Source organism: Oligella sp. HMSC09E12, from assembly GCF_001808505.1.
GTDB classification, from domain to species: Bacteria; Pseudomonadota; Gammaproteobacteria; order Burkholderiales; family Burkholderiaceae_B; genus Oligella; species Oligella urethralis.
In genome coordinates, this window is the sequence record NZ_KV793587.1 from 36,158 (window position 1) to 61,649 (window position 25,492).

Below are 25,492 nucleotides of genomic sequence, written 5' to 3' on the forward strand. Positions count from 1 at the left end.
CATGTCATCATTCGGAGGCTTTAGTTCGAATCGCCAACAAATGGGTACTGTCTCGGAAATCAATATGATTCCCTTGATTGATGTGATGTTGGTGCTGTTAATCATCTTTATGATTACGGCGCCTTTATTAACACATGCTATTAAAATTGATGTGCCACGTGTTAGTAGCCAACCTGCAGAACAGGATCCAGAAAGCATTGATTTAGCGATTAAGGCGAGCGGTGAAATGTATTGGAATAATGAGCCGCTTGATATGGATCAGTTAAGCGAAAAAATGACGCAATTGGTCAAGGAGCAAGAGGAAAAAACCATCAATCTGCGCATTCGCGCTGATGGTGAGGTGTTTTATGAGCACATTGCTCAAGTGATGGCTACTGCCAGAAACACCGGTGTTAAGCGCTTGGGCTTTATCACCACACCCGATGTGAGTAAGGCCGATCAACGGGCAATTGAGGCCACCAAAGCGTCTACGCCCACAGCTTCTAGTGCTGATACGGCTAGCTCAGGCGCAAATGCAACGCCAACAAGTGAACATCGCACGGCCCCCTCAACCGCTGCGCCAGCATCAGGCGCAGCTCAATCGAATGCGGCCACAGCAGATGCTGTGCCCGCTAATTAGCGATTTTCTTCCTGTTTGAGATCGTCGTGGCTGTAAAACTTAACGCCGATCTCAATTTTTTCTCGACCGTTTTGGCGTCGATGGTGGTTAGTATCTCGTAGCGAGTAAATACAGCCACAATATTCCTGCTGATAAAATTCTTCCCGTTTACTGATTTCAATCATACGCGCTGAACCACCCCCTTTACGCCAGTTATAGGTCCAATAAATGAGCTCGGGATAACGGGCAGCAGCACGTTGACCGCAGTCATTAATCTGCTGCATATTTTTCCAGCGCGAAATGCCGAGTGAGCTAGTGATCGTATCAAAGCCATTTTCAGCGGCATAGAGAGCAGTACGCTCAAAGCGCATATCAAAACACTCCGTGCAGCGAATGCCGCGCTCTGGCTCCCACTCCATCCCCTTAACACGCTCGAACCAATTATCCGTATCGTAATCGGCATCTATAAAATCAATGCCATGCGCTTGGGCAAAACGGATATTTTCCTCCTTGCGAATCTCATACTCACGCTTAGGATGAATATTAGGATTATAAAAATAAATGCTGTAATCAATACCCGAGGCTAACATGGCCTCCATCACCTCGCCCGAACAAGGAGCGCAGCAGGAATGTAGCAGAACCTTGTGACGCCCCTTGGGTAAGGCTAATTTGGGACGTTCAATCTCCGTGACGCGTGGGGTGGCGGGTAATTCCGGTTTAGCGATAATCTTATCGTCCAAACGCGGGCGATTGCTGTTAGTCATTAGAATTCACTCCGATGTAAGGTTTGAGCTTCTGGAAAGACATGCTCCCAAAGCTCACGAACGGCTTGACGTTCATTTTGCATAGATTGTGGGGCGGTACGGGCACGCTCATCGCCTTGTAAGCGCAGGCTATGCTGCTTGGCACGATAAACACGATAAATATCCGCAACCTGATGGGCCAAAGGCTCAGGTAATAGACCGTAATTACCAGCCATTTTGAGTAAGGCAATATTACCCAAGTTTCTAGTTAAGTCGGGGTAGCGGTGACTATAGGCAAGCACAATATATTGCGTGATAAACTCAATATCCACCATACCGCCTTGGTCGTGCTTCAGATCAAAAAAAGCACTGTGGTTAGGGTAGCCCTCATGGATACGTTGCCGCATATCGACAATACCTTGCTTAAGTGTAGCTAAGTCGCGCTGGCGTAGCAAGATGGATTGCCTAATCGCTTCAAATCGTTGCCCGATACTCGCATCACCGGCAGTAAAACGAGCGCGGGTAAGCGCCTGATGCTCCCATAACCAAGCCGAGTGCAGTTGATAGTTTTCAAAACCATCAATCGACACCGCTAACAAGCCAGCATTGCCATCCGGTCTGAGGCGCGTATCAATATCATAGAGACGGCCGGAGGAGGTCATGGTACTGAGCCAATTGGTTAAGCGCCGTGCAAAGCGCGTGTATATTTCTATCCCTTGCACCGAGGCATCATCGAATAAAAACACTAAATCAAGATCGGACACATAGCCTAACTCCTTGCCGCCTAAGCGACCATAGGAAATAATGGCAAATTTTGGTTGCGCCGGCATGCAGCTGTTGTCATAACGTTGGCATACCAGAGGCCAGACCCGGCGCATGCTTTCGGCCAATAAATTATCGGCCAATAATGATAGAATATCCGCCAAATGCTCTACTGTAATAATGCCTTCAAGATCTTGCGCCAGCAGTTGGAAGGTGACCTGTTTTTTCAGATCACGCATCAGATTCATCTGCAGCTCCATATCCGGACTACCGTCCTCCAACACGCTCGCATCTAAATCTAATCGCAGTTGCTGCATGATGCTATCAATATCAATCGGTTGTAACAGCTCTTGCCAGTCAATTAGCTTATCCAGCACAATCGGGTGGCGGGTGATATAGTCGGCAATCCAAGGACTGGTATCGAGCATGCGGATAATTCGCCCGAGTACTTCGGGGTACTCATCGAGTAAGGCCATATAGGAGCTGCGCTGCACTACATTTTCGATTAAATCCATCAGGCGAGAAAAGGTATTTAACGGTTGTTTGGCTTGGTGCACCGCTTGAATCATTTTGGGAATTAATGAGTCTAAGCGATGTTTAGCTGGTTGGTTGAGATTTTTGATGCGGTAGCTTTGCTGTAAGCTAGTGAGCATGGGCTCAATGGCCGTGATAAAGGCAATATCCTCAAAGGTACGAGCGAAGGCTTGTTGCTCGGTTGCCGTGAGTTCAGCTTGGCTTGCGAGGATCTTAGGGGCGCTAGGATGGTCCGTTGTTGGACCTTGGCTTGTTTCGTTAGCACTGGCGCTTGGCGTGTCCTTATCCACCCCCACGAGCCTAAAGGCGGCTTTGAAAATGCGGCTCACCTCAGCACGGTAGTGTTGTAGCTTGCTGTTAAACTCATTTAAGCTTAAATCAAATAGCGCTGCTAACTGACTGAGCTCCTCGGCACCTTGCGGGAGGAGGTGGGTTTGCTGATCGGCTTTGTACTGCAATAAATGTTCAATGCGTCTAAAAAAGCGATAGACCTCGTCCAACAGCTGCTTTTCATCCTCGTCAATAATGCCCGCTTGTAGCTCGGCTTCCAATGCCTTAAAAAAGCTTGCTTGTCTCAGCGAGGGCATTTGCCCACCACGTACTAATTGTGCCAATTGCACAATAAACTCAATTTCACGAATGCCGCCTTCACCTAATTTGATATTGTCTTGGTTTCCAAGCAGGGCTCGGCCATTGTTGCGTTGATGCCAATCCTCACGAATCTGTTCGCGCAAGCTACGTAATGCCGCCAAGGTATCAAAATCAAAGTATTTTCTGAACACAAAGGGTGATTGGATGCTTAAAAACTGCTGAATATAATGCTGCTCGCGGCTATTCTTAAAGGCTTTGAGCGGGATAGCACGCGCCTTTAACCAGGCATAGCGCTCCCACTCACGACCTTGTTTCACTAAGTAACTACTGAGTGCCTCTAAACTCCAGGCCAAAGCACTACCGTCGCCATCAGGTCGTAGCCGTAAGTCACAGCGAAAGACATAGCCCTCAGCCGTGTGATCCGAGAGGATGTTGGCAATGCGCTGGGTGACTTTGCTAAAGAATTCATGATGACTAATGGCGCGTTTCTCTGCGCTTGCCAGGGTCTGACCTTCAAGCGGGTAGAGCATGATTAAATCAATATCCGAGGAGACATTTAATTCCTTACCACCCAGTTTGCCCATGCCGATAATTAGCATCTCCACGGCTTCATTACGTTTGGGATCAAAGGGTATGCCGTGACGCGTAATCAATTGCAGCATGGCGGCACGATAAGCCATTTGCACGGCGACATCGGCAAAGTAACTTATTGTACTTAGCACCTCTTCAAGCGGTGCTAGGTGGCAAATATCACGTACCGCAAGGGCGCAAAAAACGCGCTTGCGCACCTGGCGCAAAACGAGTTTGCAGTTATCAATAGACAGCAGCTCCGCAACCTTTGCATGCTCCTTTAGCTCACGAAGATCGCTATGCTTTAATTGCTGAAACTCATTTTCAGTCAATGTTTGCAGCTCAGAAAACGCTGCTTTTAAGTAATTATCAACAGTTTCAGCGCAGAGTGGCGTTTGAATATCCTGGGCTAAACGTTCGCCGAAACCCTTTTCGGCGTTTAAACGATTGGCTAGGTATTGTGACCAGCTAGCGGCATTATTGATGAAATCATACGGATTATTTTGCTCTAGGCTCATAGCAATGCTTCTTTAAATCGAATCTCACTAGCATATAATATTAAGCTTTACGGCAATCTGCAGTATGATTGGCGTTCTCATTAAATTATCTTGGCACTTAAGAGTTAGTTTTGAAGCGGGCTTTTTCCAGCGTATTACGTTTTACTACCTATCTACTTGGCATCCTGATTGGGCTTTTGTTGCTTATCAGCATCGTCCTAGTTGGCTATGTTACACCACGTCTAGATCAATGGCGGGAGCCGATTCAAGCGATGGTGCAAAAGCATAGTGGCATGCCGATTGAGTTTGGCGGCATCTCTTTGAGTTGGGATGGGATACAGCCGCAATTAATACTGAGTGATATCCATTTTCGTAATCCCGTTAAAGCGCATACTACCCAGGCATTGCCTCCCGCTTGGGCAGAGGAGCTGCGACTGAGTCTGGCGCTGGGACTTAGATTTTGGCAAGGTGAATTGCTTAGTGTTAGCCTGAGTAATTCTCAGCTACCGGTATTTATTGATGGCACAGGTGATGTGTGGGTAGGGCAGCATCGTTTGCCAATGAGTGATGTTAGCTTTAGTAAGTTGCCCGAGCGGGCGCATGATACGGAGGCGCCTGATAGTGCGACCTTTATTGCAGCACTGAGTAATTTTCTCACCCAGGATTTTAGTGAGCAAATTGATTTATTAGAGCGGGATAAACTGTTTAAATGGCTAAAAAAGCTCTCGATTGAGAATTTAAGGCTCAGCGTGCGTGATGCTTCTACTGAAAATGCGGCCTTTGATTTTGAGCTGTTATTGAAAAAAGCGCAGCTAACGATAGAGAATCAGCGCATTAAAAGCGAGCTTGTGCTACATGCGGATAGGGTATCTGAGCATGACATTATTATCGATAGTCTGATTGATTATCATGACTTTGAAGTGCAGAAAAACCGTGCGGTATCAGGCCATTTAAGTGTGCATGCACGTGACATCGTGCCTGATCAATTATTACCAATGGCAATGGCACAGTATCAAATTGAGCAGCTAGTGGTGCGCCAATTTGATCTCAAGGCGCAATTGCATCAGGGGTTTTGGGAGCGTTTTGAGAGCGCCGTGCAATTAAGCGATTTTGTCATGCCCCAAGCCCAGTTTAAAGGGCTTGACCTGAGTCTACGTGGTGAGGTTGCGGATGCCTTAGCCGCTGTGAGTGGACAGGGGCATCAACATGCACCTCTGCATTTTCAGGCCCGGTTGGAAGATGCTCGGGTGCATGCGAGGGATTATTTTCGCCATGAGTTTGAATTAGCGCAAGTCAGTATCAATGGCGCCTATGAATTGGATGATGCAGCCTTACCCGTCTTGTCCGTGCAGGCACTACGGGTGGACGATCCAAATGTGCAGCTAAAAGCACAAGGTAGTTGGCATGCAGTGCCAGATCACGCCAGTGGGCATCTACAGCTATCAGGTGATATTCAGCAGCTGCAGGCAGCTTATTTGCCACGTTTACTCCCTATCGTGATTGGGGCGGATGCCTTGGATTGGTTAGATGGGGCTTTTCTTAATGGTACCTTGGAACATGGCAATTTTGAAATTGATGGTTTAGCCGACCACTATCCCTATGGACGCTATCCACAGTCTGGTGTCAATCGCATTATTGCGCATTTTAAGGATATGTCACTGGACTTTGACCATCAAGCCACAGGGGATAAATGGCCGGTGCTGCATATGGAGCAGGGTACCTTTCAGTTCTTAAATGATCGCATGGTGATTGATGCGAATCGTGGCTGGATGAATAATTCAGCTGCTGAGAAAAGCATTGTCTATGATAATTTGCACGCGACGATTGACTCCCTTGAAGCAGACACAAACTTGCAAATCACAGCGGTTGCAGAGAGTTCGGCTGAGCAATTTTTGGCGCTGATGAAGGAAACGCCACTCAGTGCCTTATTGAATCATGCCTTAGATGAAAGTGAGGCCACGGGTGAGCTGCGCGCCTCTTTGCAGCTAGGCATTCCATTCAAGGCGATGGACAGTGCCACGATTGAGGGTACGCTAATCGCACAGGACGCTAGCTTTAGATTCACACCGGCTTTTCCAAAGGCGACGGCAATGAACGGACGCTTATCCTTTAATGAACGCTATTTGAGCGTCGATAATGTCAACGCGCAATTGTTGGGTGGTCCGGTGCAATTGAGTGGTGATATCGGTCGTGTTGGTCATGCGTTTACGATGCGTGGGCAATTGAGTGGTGAAGGGATTTATGATTACTATTCATTGCCAGGCCTACGTCAGCTTAAGGGTTTGACGCCCTATGAATTTAGATTGCAATTTTTAGATAAGGAGGCTTTTGATGCGAAGCTGACTAGCGATTTAGTCGGCTTAGCCATTGACTATCCTAAGGTGTATGTAAAAGCGGCAAGCCGTGCAGCGCCCTTAGTGGTGCAGTGGCAACGTCGTCCGGCTCAGGCTGCCAATCAGTTTATTGATCGTATCAGTGCGGATTATGATAAAAAAGCATTGCAGCTAAGCAGTGAGTTTTTTAGTGATAACCGTCAGGGTTTAGCATTTAGCCGGGGTGCCCTTGGCTTTAGTGAAGCGCCGGTATTGCCGGAGCGTGGCTTGCATTTGCATGGTAGCGTTGATACAGTCGATGTGGACGCGCTAAGCGATTGGATTAAACGCTTTGGTTTTGCTGATAGTGGTGGCAGCGAGCCTGTCCTTAGTGGCTTTGATGTGCGGGCAAAGGAGCTGCTCGTGGGTGGATTGACACTGCCTGAGGTGCGTGTGAGCAGTCAGCTAAAAAGTGTTAAACATTTACCCTTATCCTTATCAGGTCCCACCATCACGGGGCAGCTACAGCTTCAAGAAAGTAGCACGGCTAAGGGTGCTTATGATGTGAGGGCGGATATTCAGCACTTGCATTGGCGTTTAAATGAGCAAGCCCCCTCGCCAGTGGATGAGACGGCGAGTAGCAATAGCCCCATTAAAAGCTCAGCTGATAGTCCTTGGAGGCTTAATAGTTTACATTTAAACATTAAGGACCTAGCTTTTTATCAATATCATTTTAGGAATATTGAGGCTCAAGGTGAGGCAGAGGATACACGCAATTGGCGTCTAGATAAATTAGCTGTTCAAGATCAGGAGGCGCATCTTTTTGGGGCAGCCTATTTGCGTCAAGTCAAAGACAGACTCAATGCGGATATTAACTTTAATATCAATGCCTTAAATACCGGTGCTGTATTTAAGGCTTTTGCGCCTGGTGAGGAGTTACTCACGGGTCATGGGGATATTCAAGGGAGCGCAACCGTTCGCGACGTCCTGAATTTTGAGACTGAGCAGATGGAATTAAATGTGCTAGGCGTATTGCGTGATGGCCATATTAATCATGTTAGCAATGGTGCAACGCGAATTTTGTCCTTACTATCATTGCAGGCCTTAAGTAAGCTACCCGAGTTGCATAAGATATTTAGTTCCGAGGGGAAAAATGCCATTAATTACAGCTATTTACGCTTTCATCTGGGGCTAAAAAACGGTGTCTTATGGTTGCCCGACTTTAGACTGGATAGTCCGCTCCTCGCCATTGTGGCGCAAGGACAGGGTAATTTAGCGAGTAAAGTCATTGATTTGGATGTGGTGGCGGTACCGCATCTGGATATTAGTGGTGCTGCCGTGTTAACTGGGGTCCTAGTTAATCCGGCTGTTGGTGTGGCGGCATTTTTATCACAATGGCTTTTACGAAGTCCCTTAGAACAGGGTTTAACTCAGCGCTTTAAGGTGGGCGGTACACTGGATGAGATTCATATTGATGGGGTGCCGATTGAGCAGTCTAAAGCAAGTGAGACCAAGACTCAGATGCTAGAGTCTGATTCGACACCGACCATACCGGCAAGGCCACAAAGTGATACTAAAGAGGACAAAGGCTCTGAACTGAAGCAAATTGAGTTACCCTCAAAGCCGATTGAATTGGTGCCGGATCATGTCAAGCAACAAGAGACGCCAATTATTATCAATTAGTGATGGGCATCATAAAGCCGATTATCATTGACCCAAAATTCGAGTCTTGATAATCGGCTAGTGTGCTTTGAAACAGCAATTTATTTGCGACCGAATAGCAGACGATCAAAGATTAAACCGCCAAACATACTTAAAGCAGCAATCGCAGCCCAAGGGGCGGCCACATTTTGAAAAGCAATTAAATACAAGGCGGTACCCGTCAACATACCAATCACGGCACGTAAGGCTAGATAGGCAAAGTTTTCATCACTGAGGCGGCAGCAAGCGCCATCCATCTCGGCAAATCGCAGCTCACTATCCTGGCAGAGGCAGTTCTTAGCCGCCATAATCAGGGCACCAATTGCTCCGAAGAACATGGATAAAAAGCTCACTGACCAAGTAATTAAGGTAATAAATAAAGAAAAAACAATCAGCGCAATCACAAAGGTGCCGCTGCTGAATAAAGTCTTTTTAGGTGCTGCTTGCAGCAAATCCTGTGGCTCAGTCGATGCCTCAGCAGCTGGTGTAGGGTCTACTTGATTTTCACTCATAAAAACTCCTATATCTTTATAAAATGTGTGGTCAGTATTGATATGTCTATTGATAAGTAGATAAGCACTACAATATATAATAAGCAATGGGTGGCGCAGTGATTCAGCCTAGGCTATCAATCCTGCACTCAGCCTACCTGCATTTTACACAGAAAATTACAATGTTGCATTCATCGCCATGGTAAAAATCAATACTTATCGTGTTTGAGCGAGTTCGAACGTTTATTTTATCTGGAGAATAAAATGAAGTTTATTAAGTATGTATTGCTAGCCAGTCTTTTACTGCTTAGTGCCTGCAGCAGCTCAGGCACAGGCGTGGGTATCGGTGGCGGCGTAGGCATTGGTGGTAGCAGCAATAGTGGTATCGGTGTTGGCATTGGGGGCGGCATGCGCTTCTAGTGATGCGTAGCGGCGATTGCTTAGCCGATAGCGGATGTTTTAGACAGTTAGTGTGAGATTTGTAGCCCTTTCATGCGTTTACAAGGTAGAATATAGGGTTAAAATTTTATAAATATCTCATCAAACCATAAAATTAAAGGTTGAAATACAATGGAAGTTCAAACTCTTGAAGGCCTAGCTCGTCAAGTTGATCTCGTGTTATCACTTGATGCTATTGAGGCTGAAGTAAAACAGGAATTACAAAAAGTAGCCCGTAAGGTCAAAGTCGATGGATTCCGTCCTGGCAAAGCGCCTTTAGCGGTGGTTGAGCGTTCACACGGTCCAAGTATCCGTTATGATGTGATTAATAGACGCGTTGGTGAAGAGTTTGATCGCGTGATTAAAGAGACCGATCTACGTGTTGCCGGTTTCCCTGAGATTGTTGATAGCGAAGCTGAAAAAGAAGACGGTAAGTTAGCTTTTACCGCTAAGTTCGAAGTGTTCCCAACGGTTGAGATCCCTGATTTAGGCACACTTGAAGTGACTAAGTACACCAGTGACATCGGCGAGCAGCAGCTTGAAGACACCTTAGCTATTTTGCGTGAGCAACGTGCTGAGTACAAGCCGGAAGAGGGTCGTGCTGCGCAGGATGGCGATCGCTTATTAGTGGATTTCGTCGGTAAAATTGATGGCGAAGAGTTCCAAGGTGGCAAGGCTGAGGACTTTAATTTTGTCTTAGGTCGTGGCATGATGTTGCCAGAGTTTGAAGAAGCGGCCAAGGGTCTTAAAGCGGGTGAGGAAAAGACTTTTGAATTAAACTTCCCCGAGGATTATCAGGGTCAGGAAGTCGCTGGTAAGACTGCTGAGTTTACGCTTAAGGTTAAGGAAGTGGCTGTGCCTGAGTTGCCTGAGGTAGATGCCGACTTTGCTAAGTCTTTAGGTCAAGAAGACGGCGATGTGGCCAAGCTACGCGAAGAAATTCTTGCCAATATCAAGCGTGAGGGCGATAACCGCTTATTACAGCGCACCAAGTCTAATGTACTAGACGCTTTAGTTAATGCCACTGATTTTGAAGTGCCGACTGCCTTGGTGAATAATGAGATTAATGAGCGTATAAACAGTTTACGTGAGGAGTTCGCTGCTCAAGGCATGAAGGACTTTGATTTCTCTCAGATTCCTACTGAAACCTTTAAGCCTGAAGCTGAGCGTCGTGTGCGTTTAGGTCTATTAGTCGCTGAAATTGTTGAGCAGGAAAAACTACAAGCAACCGCTGAACAGGTGCGTGCACGCATTGAAGAGTTTGCTCAAAACTATGAAAAACCTGAAGAGGTTGTTGCCTACTACCTGAGCGACCAAAAGCAGCGTGCTGGTTTAGAGGCCTTAGTGCTTGAGGATAATATGATCGATTTCATCTTATCTAAAGCTAAAGTCACCGAGGAAGAGGTGCCTTTTAAAGAGTTAATGGGACAAGCTTAATGAATCGTCAGTTTACTGATTTTTATGCTTCCATTCATGGTGATGAGTCCGTGCGTCCGCACGGACTCGGCTATATCCCCATGGTGGTGGAGCAGTCGGGTCGCGGTGAGCGCTCTTATGATATCTATTCACGATTACTTAAAGAGCGTGTCGTCTTTATGGTCGGCCCAGTCAATGATCAAACAGCCAACCTAGTGGTGGCGCAGTTATTATTTCTTGAGTCTGAAAATCCTAACAAGGATATTTCGCTCTACATCAACTCACCGGGTGGTGGGGTGTATGCCGGCTTAGCCATTTACGATACGATGCAGTTTATCAAGCCCGATGTATCCACGATGTGTACTGGTTTAGCGGCTAGTATGGGTGCTTTTTTGCTAAATGCAGGCGCCGCCGGTAAGCGTTACAGCCTACCGAATTCACGGATTATGATTCACCAGCCCTTAGGTGGTGCGCAGGGTCAGGCCACTGATATTGATATTCAGGCGCGTGAGATCTTAAGTCTACGCGATCGTTTGAACGCTTTATTGGCTAAGCATAGCGGTCAGTCGATTGAAGTGATTCGTGAGCATACCGAGCGCGATCACTACATGGATCCCGAGCAGGCCAAGCAATTTGGTATTGTGGATAAAGTGTTGCTTAAGCGCGAGTAGTTTTTTGGCACGATTTTTTAAGTAGATAGATTATGACTAGAAGTGGCTCATCTTCGGATAAGCATGTGAAGTGTTCTTTTTGCGGTAAAGGTGCAGATGAGGTTAGGCACCTTATCAAAGGCATTAATAACTCTTATATTTGTGACGAGTGTATCTCAATGAGTAGCGATTTAATCGCTGATTCGGTACGTCAGACGGTCCATGATGATATGGCAAAGGAGTTACCAACGCCGCAAGAGATTAAGGCCCATCTTGATCAGTACGTGATTGGTCAGGACAAGCCTAAGCGTAATTTGGCAGTCGCAGTTTATAACCATTATAAGCGGATTCGTCATCAGCAGAATCGCACCGAGGATGAGGTCGAATTGGCTAAGAGTAATATTTTCTTGATTGGACCTACCGGATCAGGTAAGACCTTATTAGCTCAAACCATTTCACGCTTGTTGGATGTGCCTTTTGTGATGGCTGATGCGACCACCTTGACCGAGGCAGGCTATGTGGGTGAGGATGTGGAAAATATCATCACCAAGCTCTTACAAAATTGCGACTATGATGTGGAAAAAGCAGAGCGGGCGATTGTTTACATTGATGAGATCGATAAGATTACACGTAAGTCTGAAAATCCTTCCATCACGCGTGATGTCTCAGGTGAGGGGGTACAACAAGCCTTACTTAAACTGATTGAGGGTACGGTTGCTTCGGTACCACCGCAGGGTGGACGAAAACATCCTAATCAGGACTTTATTCAAGTCGATACGACTAATATCCTATTTATCGTTGGTGGTGCCTTTGATGGTCTTGATCGGGTGATTCAGAATCGTACCGAGGAGTCTGGTATTGGTTTTGGGGCGGCTGTTCACGCTAAGGAAGAGCGTGCGACCGGTGAGTTATTCCAGTTAGTTGAGCCTAGCGATATCATCAAGTTTGGCTTGATTCCTGAGTTGGTGGGTCGTTTACCGGTGATTGCTGCCTTACAGGAATTGGATGAAGACGCCTTAGTACAGATTTTAACGCGTCCTAAAAACGCCATTATCAAGCAGTATCAGCATCTTTTCGCAATGGAGGGTGTTGAGCTTGAAGTGACGGATGAAGCGTTGACTGCCATTGCTAAGCGTGCGATTGAGCGCAAGACAGGCGCTCGTGGTCTACGCTCTATTGTTGAAAATAGCCTGTTGGATGTGATGTTTGACTTACCGTCTTATCAAGAAATTGCCAAAGTCATCTTGACTGAGGAGGCCGTGGCAGGTTTGGCTAAGCCAATATTGGTTAAGGGGCAACGTAATCTAGTCGCCGCTGACGATGTAGCTAGCTCAATCTCTGATGTATCGTAGCGATAGCATATTACAAGTTTTTTAAAATTTGTTTGACAAACGCAGTTTGGGGCTTGAACTTTCATGTTTAAGCCCCATTATGTCTGAATAATAGTCTTTTGATGGGACAGGAATATATGTCAAATACTAATTTATTACCCGAGTCACCAATTACCTTGCCTTTGTTGCCATTGCGCGATGTGGTGATTTTTCCACACATGGTGATCCCACTATTTGTTGGTCGCTCGCGTTCAATTGCAGCCTTAGAGGAGTCGGTGGCACATACGGATAAGCGTATAGTGTTGGTGGCTCAAAAGTCTGCCAATCAGGATGAGCCAGGCCCCGATGATATTTATCAGATGGGCGTGATTGCTAATGTATTGCAGCTATTGAAATTACCTGACGGTACGCTAAAAGTCTTGGTTGAGGGGATTCAACGTGCGCATTTGCAATCGATTGACGATAGTCAGAGTTTTTTTGCGGCTGATGCCCTACCGGTGCTACCCGACGAAGAGGAGCGCCCTGATCTTGAGGCCATGCGTCGCACCATCACAGAGCAATTTGAACAATATGCCAAGTTTAATAAAAAGTTGGCGCCAGAGCTCGTGGCTTCAGTGGCTTCCACGACGGATGTACATCGCTTAGCCGATTTAATTGCTTCACACTTAGCAATGAAGCAAGAGCAAAAACAAGAGGCCTTAGAGACCTTAGATGTTAATGCGCGTTTAGAGTTATTGCTTAACCATATCGAGAGTGAAATTGAAATTCTTCAGGTTGAGCGCCGAATCCGTAGTCGCGTTAAAAAGCAGATGGAAAAGAGTCAGCGTGACTACTATTTAAATGAGCAGGTCAAAGCCATTCAAAAGGAATTGGGCGAGGGCGAAGACGGTGCTGATATTGAAGAGTTGGAGCGCAAGATTGAAGCAGCGCGGATGCCGGCTGAAGCCCGCAAAAAAGCTGAGGGTGAACTAAAGAAATTGCGTCTGATGTCACCGATGTCGGCTGAGGCGGGGGTGGTTCGTAATTACATCGAGACCTTAGTCGGCTTACCTTGGAAAAAGCGCAGCAAAATTAATACCTCCTTAGCTGATGCGCAAGCAGTGCTCGATGCGGATCATGCTGGTTTAGAGCGTGTCAAAGAGCGTATTTTAGAGTATCTCGCAGTGCAACAACGAGTGGATAAAATTAAGGCGCCGATTTTGTGTTTGGTTGGTCCTCCGGGCGTAGGTAAAACCTCCTTAGGCCAATCCATTGCCAAGGCGACTAACCGTAAGTATGTGCGGATGGCACTTGGTGGTGTGCGTGATGAGGCGGAAATCCGTGGTCACCGTCGTACCTATATTGGTGCGATGCCGGGTAAAATTCTGCAAAATATGAGCAAGGTGGGTGTACGTAATCCCTTATTTTTATTGGATGAGATCGATAAGATGGGGATGGACTTCCGTGGTGACCCGTCCTCAGCCTTATTAGAGGTATTGGATCCCGAGCAAAATCACACCTTCCAGGATCACTATGCCGAAGTGGATTACGATTTGTCCGATGTGATGTTCGTAGCCACGAGTAATACGCTGAATATCCCACCGGCTTTATTAGACCGGATGGAGGTGATCCGTCTTTCAGGTTATACCGAAGATGAAAAAGTGGCCATCGCAAGTAATCACTTGATTCCTAAGCTGATGACGAATAACGGTCTTAACGATGGTGAACTCCGCATTGAGGAATCGGCTATCCGTGATGTGGTGCGATACTACACGCGTGAAGCGGGTGTACGTTCATTGGAGCGCGAGATTGGTAAGATTTGCCGCAAGGTGGTTAAGCAAATTGTGAGTGCTGAGGCTAAAGCTAAGAGCACCGCGACAGCCGCCAAAAAAGCGACGAAGGCAGCCGCTAAAAAAGCAGCTAGACCTAAGGCTATTGTGGTGACAGCGGATAACTTATCTGATTTCTTAGGCGTAAGACGCTTTAGCTTTGGTTTGGCCGAAGCTGAGAATCAAGTAGGTCAGGTCACTGGTTTGGCTTGGACTGAGGTGGGCGGTGATTTACTGACCATTGAGGTTGCTGTGGTTAATGGCAAGGGTCAAATTCAGCATACCGGTTCTTTAGGTAATGTCATGAAGGAGTCCATGCAGGCCGCCCGTACCGTGGTCAGAGCGCGTGCGCAACGCTTAGGTTTTGCGGATGGCATTTTCTCTAAAAAGGATATTCATATCCATGTGCCAGAGGGAGCCACACCAAAAGACGGTCCTTCCGCCGGTATTGCCATTACTACCGCCTTGGTTTCTGCGCTCTCCGGTATCCCGGTGCGTGCTGATGTCGCAATGACTGGTGAGGTCACCTTGCGCGGTGAGGTACTAGCCATTGGTGGTCTTAAGGAAAAGCTCTTGGCAGCCTTGCGTGGCGGCATTAAGAAGGTGCTGATTCCTCAGGAAAATGTTAAGGATCTGCAGGAGATCCCTGACAATGTGAAAAGTGGTTTAGAGATCATTCCAGTTAAGTGGATTGATCAGGTGCTTGAGGAGGCACTTGAGTATATGCCGACCCCTTTAAGTGATGAGGAGATTGAGCAGTTGGCCGCTGAGGCCGCAGCGAGTGCTAAGGTCAGTGGTGCGACAGATGATGCGGAGACGAAGTTAAAGCATTAATGCCTCACTGATAGGGTTAAAAGGTCGAGCGAATCATTTTCCTCGACCTTTAATTTTTGCAGAGTTATTGTGGGGCAGGGAAGCTGCTAGAGCTGCGGATATTCGAGCTACCGCTGGTATTGTTGTTAATAATCGGCGCTGGAAAGGAGCGATTGCCCGTTGGTGCCACGCTAGGTGCCGGGGCAGGGCGGGTTAAATCGGAAATCGCTGCTTGGTTATTAGGGCTGACAGGTGCCGGAAAGCTAGTTGAGCCGCCGCTATCCCGGTCAGGGAATGTTGGCTCAACGATAATCGGTTGTGGGAAGCTACCTTGCTGGCCGCTATCACCAGTATCCGAGTAGGATTGCTCATTGGGTGCGGTCACTACTGGCGAGCCTTGTGGGCTAGGTGGTGCTTGTGGTACTGGGGGCACGGCATTTTGCAAATGTGGGTTGTCATGAATTAACTGACCTGGTGTGCCCATGAGCTCGGCCTCATCATCGCTCGTTTCTTGCTCTGCTGCTTCCTCAGCTTGCTCTGCACTTGCAGGCGCAGTGACGAGGCTGTTCATCGGGTTTTCTGCTGCGGCTTCATCGGCTTCAGCTGGGCTAGTGTCATCCGCTGCTGCACTAGGAGCGTTTGCTTGCTCAACGGTGGTTTCGATTGCAGGCTCTTGATTGTATTTAGGGGCGCGATTCAGAACCCTATAAAAAGAGCTTAAAATAAAAAGAATAATTAAGGCTGAGATGCCGAGTAAGACAAGGGTGGATAGCGATTTTTTCATCATGCATTAAGTAAAAAATCGCCGGCATGCAGAGCCGGCTAATCGATTGAATTATAGTTGGATTTTAGCATACTCGTCGCATTCAATCGCTAAATCACGCGTTCCCGCAGCACAGTGCTGGACTAAGGAAAATAGCGTATTAACAGCCTTTAGGTTTAAAATTCTCTAGTTTAAGTGTTAAAATAGCGAGTGCTAATTTGTGCGAAGATCCTTTTTCTTTGCGGCGCGGATCCTTTGTGTTCGCGTTTTTGTGTTTTAAGGTTCATAATGATTCATATAAGCTTACCCGACGGTTCTATCAAACAGTTTGAGCAACCCGTTACTGTGCATGAGGTCGCTGCCTCTATCGGCTCTGGTCTGGCCAAGGCCGCCTTGGCCGGTAAAATTACCCCTAGCGCTGAGCAGCAGACGAGCAAGACGGAGAGCGAAGGCCGTTTAGTTGATACCAGTTATGTGATCGACGAGGATGTGGCCTTATCGATTATTACGGCCAAGGATACAGAGGGTTTGGACATTATCCGTCACTCGACTGCGCATTTGATGGCCTATGCAGTACAAGAGCTCTATCCTGAGGCGCAGGTGACCATTGGTCCCGTCATTGATAATGGCTTCTATTATGATTTCGCTTATGAGCGTCCTTTTACGCCTGAGGATCTAGCAAAGATTGAAAAGAAAATGCACGAGCTTGCTGCCAAGGATGAGGTGGTGACGCGTGAGCTTTGGGATCGCCAAGAGGCGGTAAGTTTCTTTAAGAGCATCGGTGAGGACTATAAGGCTGAGATTATTGCTTCGATTCCTAGCGATGAGCCGATTTCTTTATACCGTGAGGGTGAGTTTATCGACTTATGTCGTGGTCCGCACGTACCCTCAACCGGTAAGCTCAAAGTCTTTAAGTTGATGAAGGTGGCTGGCGCTTACTGGCGTGGTGACTCGAATAACGAGATGTTACAGCGCATTTATGGTACCGCCTGGGCGACGAAGCAGGATCAGGATAATTACTTGCAAATGCTTGAAGAGGCCGAAAAGCGCGATCATCGTAAATTAGGCCGTGAGTTGGACTTATTCCACTTCCAAGACGAGGCGCCAGGACTGATTTTCTGGCACGCCAAGGGTTGGCAAATCTGGCAGCAGGTCGAGCAGTACATGCGTCGTGTCTACGTGGATAATGGCTACCAAGAGGTGAAGGCACCGCAGATTCTTGATGTCTCACTGTGGAAAAAGACTGGTCACTGGGACAACTATCAGGATAATATGTTCACCACCGAGTCGGAGAACCGTGTCTACGGATTAAAGCCGATGAACTGTCCGGGCCATGTGCAGATTTTTAATTCAGGCTTACACTCCTATCGTGAGTTGCCGATTCGCTATGGTGAGTTCGGTCAATGTCACCGTAATGAGCCCTCTGGCTCACTGCACGGTTTGATGCGGGTGCGCGGCTTTACTCAGGATGACGGTCATATTTTCTGTACTGAGGAGCAGTTGCAGGAGGAATGTGCTAAGTTTACCGAGTTGCTGCAGCAGGTTTACCGTGATTTTGGCTTTACCGAGGTATTATTTAAGGTAGCAACACGACCTGAAAAGCGTATTGGTAGCGATGAGGTATGGGATAAGTCCGAAGCGGCCTTGATGGAGAGTTTAAAGAAATCCGGTTGTGAGTTTGAAATTTCACCGGGTGAGGGCGCTTTCTACGGTCCTAAGATTGAGTATACACTGAGAGATGCCATCGGTCGTCACTGGCAGTGCGGTACAATTCAGGTAGACTTCTCCATGCCTAAGCGTTTGGGTGCGGAGTTTGTGGCTGCCGATGATACGCGCCAGACCCCGGTGATGCTACACCGTGCTATCCTAGGTTCTTTAGAGCGCTTTATTGGGATGTTGATTGAGCATTATGCCGGTGCCATGCCACCGTGGTTGGCCCCTGAGCATGTTCGGGTCTGTACCATTTCAGGTCAGTACGATGACTATGCCATGGCAGTGGTAGCACGTCTCAAGGACATGGGTTTCCGTGCCTCGGCGGATATTCGTAACGAGAAAATCAATAAAAAAGTGCGTGAAAATGCCATGCAAAAAGTCCCTTATATTTTAGTGGTAGGGGAAAAAGAACGAGACGAGGGTACCGTCTCTGTACGTGCCCGCGGTAACCACAATTTAGGTGTGATGCCGGTCGAAGATTTTATTCAGCGTTTAGCTGATGATATTGCTTTAAAGCGTGATGTGACCGTTTAAAGCAGCTAGTTTGATTAATAACGTATTAGGAGATATTAATATCGCAACTGATAAACAACACCGCACCAATGCGGATATTCGTGCCCCTGAGGTTCGTTTAATTGACGTTGAAGGTGAGCAGTTAGGCATTGTTAAGATTCAAGAGGCATTGCGCCAGGCCGAAGAGGTCGGTTTAGATTTAGTGGAAATTTCACCAAATGCTAAGCCCCCCGTTTGTCGTCTGATGGACTATGGTAAGTTCCGTTATCAAGAACAAAAGCGTCAACAAGAAGCCCGCGCCAAGCAGAAAGTAATTCAACTCAAAGAGGTTAAGTTCCGTCCGGCAACGGATGAGGGTGACTTTCAGGTTAAATTACGTAATGTCAAACGTTTCTTAACAGATGGTGATAAGGTCAAAGTAAGCCTTCGCTTCCGTGGCCGCGAGATGGCGCATCAGGAGCTGGGTTTACAGATGTTGCACCGAGTGCGTGATGAGGTGGTTGATCTTGGTACACCAGAATCGATGCCCAAATTAGAAGGGCGTCAGATGGTGATGATCCTAAGCCCAGGTGGCGCTAAGAAGTAGTTTAGCGTTTAGCTTTAATGCTGCCGACATTAAGCTATCTTGTCACAAGCGATTTTATGCGATTAGCCCTAGTCCCTACGTATTTTGTTAGGGACTAAGGCTTATTTTTTGCTATCCGCTTTTATAAGCGATTTGAGGACGAATTGTGCATATTTTATTTATTATTGACCCGATTGAGAAATTAAGCGCTTATAAAGACAGTTCTGTTGCCATGATGCGGGCGTTATTGGCACGTGGTCATCAGCTAAGCTATTGTTTACAAGGTGATTTGTACCTACTTAATGGTAAGGTCTTGACCTCAGCCCAAGGCATAGAGATTCCTGAGGATGTGGATTTGCATCAAGCACATTGGTGGCGTCTTAGCGGCCCAAGGGTAGAAGCTGAGCTGGCTCAGTTTGATGCTGTCTTAATGCGTAAGGATCCGCCGTTTGATCTAGAGTATTTATATAGTACGCATCTTTTTGATTTGGCGGCGGCGCAAGGCGCACGTATTTTTAATAGCGGTTCGGCTTTGCGTAATCATCCCGAGAAGTTGGCAATTGCTGAATTTCCAGAATACACCGCAGCGACCTTAGTGAGTCGTTCGATGGATCGTTTACGCGCTTTTTATGATGAGCATCAGGATATCGTTATTAAGCCTTTGGATGGCATGGGAGGGAGCGGTATTTTCCGAGTCAAGCCAAATGACGGTAATTTTAGTACGATGATCGAAATGCTGACGGTTAATGGCGCGCAGAGCATTATGGCGCAGCAATTTATTCCTGCCATTAGCGAGGGTGATAAGCGTATTCTTATTATTAACGGGGAACCGATTCCCTATGTGTTGGCACGTATTCCCAAAGCTGGCGAGCATCGTGGTAATTTAGCAGCCGGTGGACGTGGTGTGGCGCAACCGATTAATGAGCATGATAGGGCCATGGCCAAGGATGTAGCTAAGCGTCTGCAGGGTCGCGGTTTATTCCTGATCGGCCTTGATGTGATCGGTAAACATATCACGGAGATTAATGTCACGAGTCCAACGTGTTTTGTTGAGATTACGGAGCAGACGGATTTCCACGTGGGCAATCATTTTGCCGAGCAATTGGAACAAGTCCTATCATCCTAAGAGGTATCTTATGGTTCGTATTGCGATCATTGCCCATGAGCCCATGGCATCGGCTTTGCTGGATGTGGCTTTGCATGTGTTTCCTGAAACCACAGATATTTATCCCTTTGATATTCAGGCAAATTGCTGCCCAGATGCCGTCAGTGAGCTGATTTTTGATGCGCTTTATGACATGGATGTGCGCAAGGTCTTGATTTTGACTGATTTATGCGGTGCCACACCAGCTAATATCGCCGTGCGGATTGCTAGTAAGTTAAATGAGCATGCAGTACCCACTGAGTTACTCGGGGGGGTAAATGCCGGCATGGTCCTATCAGCGATTGCCTATCGGGCACATGCGTTATCCGAACTTACGCAAAAGGTGATTGAGGGTGGTATTAAGAGTATTCGTAGTTTGGTTGAGGCCAGAGCCGATTAATTGATTTTCACAAGCGAATCGTAACTATGCAGACAGTTGATATTGTTATTAGTAATAAATTAGGATTACACGCCAGAGCCGCGGCTAAATTGACGCAATTGGCATCGAGCTTTAATAGTGAAGTTTTTATTCGTCGTGGCGAGCTACGAGTGAATGCTAAAAGCATTATGGGAGTGATGATGTTAGCAGCGGGTAAGGGTGTGACCATCACGCTAGAGGTCGAAGGTGAGGATGCTGAGACTGCTGTGAGCGCGATTAAGCAGCTATTTGATGATAAATTCGGCGAAGGTGAATAGTCCTATGGTAGTTAAAAGCATCGTGCAGGAGTTTTAATGGAGAGTTTGACCACAGGCAAAGCGACGCTATTGCTTAAAGGAAAGGGGGTCTCCAAAGGGGTTGTGATTGGTCGCGCCATTATCGTGGATGAGAGCGATTTAGAAATTCCCCATTACTATCTTAATGCCGCTCAGTTAGATGCCGAATGTGAGCGTCTCGATCGTGCCATTCAAGCGGTTTATGATGAACTGGATCAGTTACAGCGTGAGCTTCCTCAGGATGCGCCAAAGGAGCTTGCTCCCTTATTGAATGTGCATAGCCTATTAGTCAGTGACCCGATGCTGGCGCAAGAGTGTAAGGTCTTAATTCGTGACAATGCCTATAATGCCGAATGGGCCTTGAGTGCTCAGGGGCAGCATTTAGCGCATCAATTTGAGGCGATGGATGACGCCTATTTGCGTGAACGGGCCTTAGATATTCGACAAGTCATAGAGTTAGTTATCAATGAGTTGCAGGGTGGTGGTAATAAGCCCATGGATCTCGTGTCCAAGATTTCCGAAGGGGTTTCCACGATTGTGGTGGCACGAGATATCACTCCTGCTGAGATGGTTAAACTGCGTGCTGCACACTTTGCTGGCTTTATTACCGATATTGGGGGACCTACCTCACACACAGCCATTGTGGCGAGAAGTATGGGTGTACCAGCGGTCTGTGGTGCGACCAATGCGCGTCATCTCATTCATGATCATGATTTAATTGTGATTGATGGTGAAAGTGGTGATATTGTGGTTAATCCCTCAGCCGAGATTTTGCGCTTTTATCAGGCTAAAGAAGAGCGTCTACTTGAGGATCGTTCACAGCTTTGGGAAAATCGCTTATTGCCTGCCATGAGTCTTGATGAACAAACCATCACCATTCTCGGTAATATTGAAAATCCGGAAGAAGCAGGGGAGGTATTGGCTCAGGGTGGCCAGGGTATTGGTTTATATCGTACCGAATTTCTCTTTATGGGTAATCGTGAGGGCCTGCCCTCAGAGGATGAACAATATGAGGCCTATGCCTCTGTCTTAATCCAAATGCAGACTAAGCCAGTGACGATTCGTACCTTGGACTTAGGCTACGATAAAAATATGCAGGGTGAGTTTTCCTCTGCGGTGAATCCAGCCTTGGGGCTACGCGCCGTGCGTTATTGCTTAGCGCAGCCGGAGATGTTTTTGAGTCAGCTCAAGGCCTTACTGCGTGCCGCAAGGCATGGTCATCTTAAGATTTTAATTCCTATGATTGCGAATCATCAGGAAATAGTCGCTGTTAAAAATTTATTGCAAGAGGCAGCTCATCGTTTAAGGGCTGAGGGCAAGGACTTTAGCGAGGACTATGAGCTAGGCGTGATGATAGAAATACCAGCAGTGGCCTATGTGGTGGATTTAATCTTGGCTGAGGTGGACTTTGTTTCTATCGGAACCAATGACTTAATTCAATATATGTTGGCAATTGACCGCATTGATAGTGATGTGGCGCATTTATTTGATCCCTTACATCCGGCTGTGGTGCGGATGATTGCGCATGTTATTGATACTGGTCTGAGTATGAATAAGCCGGTGTCGATTTGTGGTGAAATGGCAGGCGATAGTTTGTATACGCGCTTATTACTCGGTTTAGGCTTAAAGGAATTTTCCATGAGTCCTAAGCAAATCCCTGAGGTAAAACATATTATTCGCCAAAGTCATATTGCGCAGACGCGCCAGCGAGTCACGCGCAGCTTGAAGCAACACCCACGGCTTGAGCTGGATGCGCATGGCTTTATTGTGTAATGCTCTGTTATTAAATACGGTCTTGGCGGTAGTGTAGTTAATCAATGAAGCCCGGTGTCTTATGGAGACACCGGGCTTTGATGTTGAGCCAATGAATGGCTCGTGCTTAAGTAACGATTACCAAGCGTAGTTGATACTGGCACTACCGCCAACACCACCACGACCAGAGCCGGTGACGGCACCTTTTAAGAGCCACTTACCGTTATCGGAAATGGTGGATACACCAAGGGCATAACCCGTTTCACCGCGCCAAACACCGCTACCTAAAGAGACCATATTTTGACCTGGTTGGTACGGTTGACCCAGACCAGCCACGGCAATGGCAGCGGCCGTACCAGCGTTTGAATCACGACGAACTTTTTCGATATTGCGTTGTAAAGCGTTGTAGCCATTGCTAAGGTTTCTCGTCAACTCTTTAACCTGACCCAGGGTGGCGGCATCGCTATCCTCTTTGGCTGGTCCTACGTTAGTGATACGGTTACCGCCCATATTCACTGTGGTGCCAGGATTGACTGTCAGGTGATCCGTGATACTGATACCACCGTCAGCCTGTACTTCACCAGAGAATTTTGGTGAATCCGCCATCTGAATCTCAAGTTTATCGCCTGAGGCTACCGTGGTCACATTGGTGGTGGAGTAAGTCGAATCAGCACGAGCAGCACCCCCTACGATATTTAGGGTTTGACCTAGTTCACGAGCAATAAGACCATCGTTGCCTGCGAATTTTAAGCCATCACTTAAGGTGGCTACTTGTTGCTCCTTACCATCTGGGGTGGTGTACACAATGCGTGTCATGGTTTCACCATCCTTGCCGTTAATGCCTGGTTTGCCATCTTTGACACGGATAACTGCTTCTGCACTCTTACCATCCGCACCGGCTGGACCAGTTAAACCGATGGAGCCGTCTTTACCGTTAATAGCGACACCAGACTTACCGTCCGCACCTTTGACACCAATGCTGCCGTCCTTGCCAGGGGTGCCGCCAACAGTTAGCTCGTGCGATAAGCCTACTTCTAAGGCTTTTTTACCATCAGCCGCATCAATCACTGTGGTGGTGATACCACCGGCACCAACAATTTGGGCTGTTGTGTCGAGATCTTGCTTGAACTCCTTGTTGTTCTCATCGCTTAGACCAAATTGACCACCGGCATTACCAGTGCCGCCGTTACCACCACTATTGTAAAGATTTTTTAATTCATCATATACCGTCTGTAATTGCAGTACGTTAACAGCATCCGTATCATTGATACCGCCTTGTACATTAATGATACGACGGGGAGTAGTGTTGGGTGCACCCTTGTACATTGAACCGCTTCTGCCAACTGAAACTACGCCAATCGCTCCCTCATTAACATCGACGTTTGAGAACTTTGTTTTTCCGCCAGTCACAATATCGGATGCTGTTACTTCTGAACGATAGCCTAAGGCCGTAGAGAAATTAGCTGAAGCTGTGCTTAAAGGACCGATGGAAGAAGAGCCATGAGCGGTGGCAGCAGAGAAAGTCCCGAACGCTGTAGCAAATTGGCTAGAAGCCTTGGTACCAGCACCTACCGCTGTCGCCCGACCTTCAGTTGTCAAGGCCTCTGCACCTTGACCTATTGCTAGCGAGAGTCGGCCATCTACCGCTGAACGTGAACCTATTGCAACATTCTGTATAGCTCCTGTTGATCTGGCTCCATGACCAATCGCAATTGATTCTCCTTTCTCGGCTTTGACATCATCACCTATCGCTAGGGAGTAGCTGTCTTTAGCATCAGCATTAATACCGATGGCGATGGATTGTGAACCTTCGGATTGACTACCAGAACCAAAAGCGATGGATTTGTAACCCGTTGCCTTGGTATGTCTTTCTTCTAGAATTTTATTATCATCTCTCCAGGCTGAGCCTAGTGCAATAGACTGACGAGCTGTGGCCTCTGCGCCTGTACCAATGGCAATGGCGCCTCTCTTGGTTTCGCTTTCATCTTTAATGCCCGCTTTTGCATCTGTACCTAAGGCAATGGCATCATGAGCATAGGCTTTTGCAGAGCGGCCAATGCTTGTACTCCGTTTGATACGCTTTTCATCAGAGCTTAGCAGGCCGCCACCAGCACTATCACCTATGGCAATATTAAAATCCCCGTATACTTGACCACCGGCAAAAGCACCAATAGCAACATTTCGCTCGCCTTTTACTTGCAAACCAGCCATAAGACCCATGGCAGTATTGGCACTACCCTTTGTTAGTTTACCCGCTAGCTGTCCAATTCCTACGTTTAAATCACCCGTAACAGCAGTACCCGCAGCATTACCAATACCAATATTATGGCCTTGTGCTTTGATGTAACCCGGAAAGCCTGTGGCAGACGCCTTGGAATCGTTACCAGCCCTTAATCCAATGTAGATATTCTGTGGCGAAGGATTATCCTGCGTACCGATGCGATTGCCTGCCTCGGAGCCGATGACAACATTATGATCGCCAAATGATTTTTGACCACTGAGACCACCAATGCTAATGCTGCCTTTCGCTAACGCTTGGGCGCCATTACCGATGGTGATGCTATTGTTACCGGGGGGAGTGGATTTAAACTTCGTTTTACAGTCCTTGCCCGCCTCACCATTAATCAAGTAAGAGCATTCTTTAGTAGCATCATCACCCGTTAAGATGATGTTTAAAGGAGCCGCCATTACTTGAGCTCCCCATGCCAAGGCAATACCTGCGGCTAAGGTGGTGACGGCAAAACCAAAATGCGTTTTCAGCCCAGAGCCTATGTTGCTGCTATTTTTCTTAGCCTTTGCGATAGTAAACTCAGGTGCAGCAACCCAAGCACCAAGCGATTCGTTATAAATTGAGCGATAGATCTTATTCATACAAAATTCTCCAGCCTAATTTTATCCGCAGCAAATCTCGCCATTTACTGCTTAAACACTAAAGTAAAAAAGCGTCAATGCACGCTAGTGAATACGCAACCCCAACTGAGGCTGAGAGGGAGCAATAAATTTTAAATTTATACTTGACAAACAAAAAATCCCCTTATTTATTCTAGTCATGAAGTGAGGGATTATCCTAGGG

Annotated in this window: 18 protein-coding genes; 13 read left to right on the forward strand and 5 right to left on the reverse strand. The window is 47.2% G+C overall.

The window, feature by feature from the left end:
- Position 1: 1 nt before the first annotated feature.
- On the forward strand, positions 2-619 hold the full coding sequence (locus HMPREF3179_RS07010; protein ID WP_070470332.1) for an ExbD/TolR family protein: 618 nt from the start codon (positions 2-4) through the stop codon (positions 617-619).
- Here the strand turns inward: HMPREF3179_RS07010 and HMPREF3179_RS07015 are convergent.
- Positions 616-1,362, reverse strand: a complete 747-nt coding sequence (locus tag HMPREF3179_RS07015) for an epoxyqueuosine reductase QueH (protein ID WP_246824409.1) — start codon at positions 1,360-1,362, stop codon at positions 616-618. The genes HMPREF3179_RS07010 and HMPREF3179_RS07015 overlap by 4 nt on opposite strands.
- The gene (gene glnE, locus HMPREF3179_RS07020) at positions 1,362-4,316 is read right to left on the reverse strand and encodes a bifunctional [glutamate--ammonia ligase]-adenylyl-L-tyrosine phosphorylase/[glutamate--ammonia-ligase] adenylyltransferase (protein ID WP_070470334.1); all 2,955 of its coding nucleotides are present in this window, start codon (positions 4,314-4,316) and stop codon (positions 1,362-1,364) included. The genes HMPREF3179_RS07015 and glnE overlap by 1 nt, the downstream gene beginning before the upstream one ends.
- A gap of 110 nt (positions 4,317-4,426) precedes the next feature.
- Between glnE and HMPREF3179_RS07025 the strand changes: the two genes are divergently transcribed.
- Positions 4,427-8,290, forward strand: a complete 3,864-nt coding sequence (locus HMPREF3179_RS07025) for a YhdP family phospholipid transporter (protein WP_070470336.1) — start codon at positions 4,427-4,429, stop codon at positions 8,288-8,290.
- Between the two features lie 80 nt (positions 8,291-8,370).
- Here HMPREF3179_RS07025 and HMPREF3179_RS07030 read toward each other — a convergent pair whose 3' ends face one another.
- Positions 8,371-8,820, reverse strand: a complete 450-nt coding sequence (locus HMPREF3179_RS07030) for a hypothetical protein (protein ID WP_083290717.1) — start codon at positions 8,818-8,820, stop codon at positions 8,371-8,373.
- Between the two features lie 243 nt (positions 8,821-9,063).
- Here HMPREF3179_RS07030 and HMPREF3179_RS12290 point away from each other — a divergent pair, with 243 nt between their 5' ends.
- From HMPREF3179_RS12290 to lon, 5 genes are all read left to right on the forward strand, one after another.
- Positions 9,064-9,219, forward strand: a complete 156-nt coding sequence (locus HMPREF3179_RS12290; RefSeq protein ID WP_168160362.1) for a hypothetical protein — start codon at positions 9,064-9,066, stop codon at positions 9,217-9,219.
- 150 nt (positions 9,220-9,369) lie between these two features.
- The gene (gene tig / locus HMPREF3179_RS07035; RefSeq protein ID WP_070470339.1) at positions 9,370-10,674 is read left to right on the forward strand and encodes a trigger factor; all 1,305 of its coding nucleotides are present in this window, start codon (positions 9,370-9,372) and stop codon (positions 10,672-10,674) included.
- Positions 10,674-11,324, forward strand: coding sequence for an ATP-dependent Clp endopeptidase proteolytic subunit ClpP (gene clpP / locus HMPREF3179_RS07040; RefSeq protein ID WP_018026314.1), 651 nt, complete (start codon positions 10,674-10,676; stop codon positions 11,322-11,324). The genes tig and clpP overlap by 1 nt, the downstream gene beginning before the upstream one ends.
- Before the next feature lie 29 nt (positions 11,325-11,353).
- On the forward strand, positions 11,354-12,655 hold the full coding sequence (gene clpX / locus HMPREF3179_RS07045; protein ID WP_168160363.1) for an ATP-dependent Clp protease ATP-binding subunit ClpX: 1,302 nt from the start codon (positions 11,354-11,356) through the stop codon (positions 12,653-12,655).
- Between the two features lie 116 nt (positions 12,656-12,771).
- Complete coding sequence (lon, locus tag HMPREF3179_RS07050; protein WP_070470343.1) at positions 12,772-15,276, forward strand: endopeptidase La; 2,505 nt, start codon at positions 12,772-12,774, stop codon at positions 15,274-15,276.
- Between the two features lie 64 nt (positions 15,277-15,340).
- On the opposite strand, the gene HMPREF3179_RS07055 is transcribed toward lon, so the two are convergent.
- Entirely contained in the window at positions 15,341-16,042 is a 702-nt protein-coding gene (locus tag HMPREF3179_RS07055; protein WP_018026317.1) for a hypothetical protein, read from the reverse strand.
- Between the two features lie 264 nt (positions 16,043-16,306).
- Between HMPREF3179_RS07055 and thrS the strand changes: the two genes are divergently transcribed.
- The 6 genes from thrS (at position 16,307) to ptsP (ending at position 22,440) form a co-directional block, all read left to right on the forward strand.
- Positions 16,307-18,265 carry a threonine--tRNA ligase gene (gene thrS, locus HMPREF3179_RS07060; RefSeq protein WP_070470345.1) on the forward strand — a complete coding sequence of 653 codons (1,959 nt, stop codon included), beginning with the start codon at positions 16,307-16,309 and terminating at the stop codon, positions 18,263-18,265.
- Positions 18,266-18,275: 10 nt separating this feature from the next.
- On the forward strand, positions 18,276-18,830 hold the full coding sequence (gene infC, locus HMPREF3179_RS07065; protein WP_246824411.1) for a translation initiation factor IF-3: 555 nt from the start codon (positions 18,276-18,278) through the stop codon (positions 18,828-18,830).
- Between the two features lie 145 nt (positions 18,831-18,975).
- Complete coding sequence (gshB, locus tag HMPREF3179_RS07070; RefSeq protein WP_070470347.1) at positions 18,976-19,935, forward strand: glutathione synthase; 960 nt, start codon at positions 18,976-18,978, stop codon at positions 19,933-19,935.
- 10 nt (positions 19,936-19,945) lie between these two features.
- The gene (locus HMPREF3179_RS07075) at positions 19,946-20,353 is read left to right on the forward strand and encodes a PTS sugar transporter subunit IIA (protein ID WP_070470350.1); all 408 of its coding nucleotides are present in this window, start codon (positions 19,946-19,948) and stop codon (positions 20,351-20,353) included.
- 26 nt (positions 20,354-20,379) lie between these two features.
- On the forward strand, positions 20,380-20,649 hold the full coding sequence (locus tag HMPREF3179_RS07080) for an HPr family phosphocarrier protein (RefSeq protein ID WP_018026322.1): 270 nt from the start codon (positions 20,380-20,382) through the stop codon (positions 20,647-20,649).
- Positions 20,650-20,685: 36 nt separating this feature from the next.
- Positions 20,686-22,440: a phosphoenolpyruvate--protein phosphotransferase gene (ptsP, locus tag HMPREF3179_RS07085; protein WP_070470351.1), complete on the forward strand. Its 1,755-nt coding sequence runs from the start codon at positions 20,686-20,688 to the stop codon at positions 22,438-22,440.
- 117 nt (positions 22,441-22,557) lie between these two features.
- Here the strand turns inward: ptsP and HMPREF3179_RS07090 are convergent, their stop codons facing one another.
- Complete coding sequence (locus HMPREF3179_RS07090; RefSeq protein ID WP_070470353.1) at positions 22,558-25,290, reverse strand: YadA-like family protein; 2,733 nt, start codon at positions 25,288-25,290, stop codon at positions 22,558-22,560.
- Positions 25,291-25,492: the final 202 nt, after the last annotated feature.

Bases quoted from the DNA above. Each gene is read 5' to 3' on its own strand.
- tig (WP_070470339.1), top strand. From the start codon at position 9,370: ATGGAAGTTCAAACTCTTGAAGGCCTAGCTCGTCAAGTTGATCTCGTG.
- HMPREF3179_RS07010 (WP_070470332.1), top strand. From the start codon at position 2: ATGTCATCATTCGGAGGCTTTAGTTCGAATCGCCAACAAATGGGTACT.
- HMPREF3179_RS07080 (WP_018026322.1), top strand. From the start codon at position 20,380: ATGCAGACAGTTGATATTGTTATTAGTAATAAATTAGGATTACACGCC.
- HMPREF3179_RS07090 (WP_070470353.1), bottom strand. From the start codon at position 25,290: ATGAATAAGATCTATCGCTCAATTTATAACGAATCGCTTGGTGCTTGG.
- ptsP (WP_070470351.1), top strand. From the start codon at position 20,686: ATGGAGAGTTTGACCACAGGCAAAGCGACGCTATTGCTTAAAGGAAAG.
- HMPREF3179_RS07030 (WP_083290717.1), bottom strand. From the start codon at position 8,820: ATGAGTGAAAATCAAGTAGACCCTACACCAGCTGCTGAGGCATCGACT.
- HMPREF3179_RS07055 (WP_018026317.1), bottom strand. From the start codon at position 16,042: ATGATGAAAAAATCGCTATCCACCCTTGTCTTACTCGGCATCTCAGCC.
- clpP (WP_018026314.1), top strand. From the start codon at position 10,674: ATGAATCGTCAGTTTACTGATTTTTATGCTTCCATTCATGGTGATGAG.
- HMPREF3179_RS07075 (WP_070470350.1), top strand. From the start codon at position 19,946: ATGGTTCGTATTGCGATCATTGCCCATGAGCCCATGGCATCGGCTTTG.
- HMPREF3179_RS12290 (WP_168160362.1), top strand. From the start codon at position 9,064: ATGAAGTTTATTAAGTATGTATTGCTAGCCAGTCTTTTACTGCTTAGT.
- thrS (WP_070470345.1), top strand. From the start codon at position 16,307: ATGATTCATATAAGCTTACCCGACGGTTCTATCAAACAGTTTGAGCAA.
- HMPREF3179_RS07015 (WP_246824409.1), bottom strand. From the start codon at position 1,362: ATGACTAACAGCAATCGCCCGCGTTTGGACGATAAGATTATCGCTAAA.
- glnE (WP_070470334.1), bottom strand. From the start codon at position 4,316: ATGAGCCTAGAGCAAAATAATCCGTATGATTTCATCAATAATGCCGCT.
- lon (WP_070470343.1), top strand. From the start codon at position 12,772: ATGTCAAATACTAATTTATTACCCGAGTCACCAATTACCTTGCCTTTG.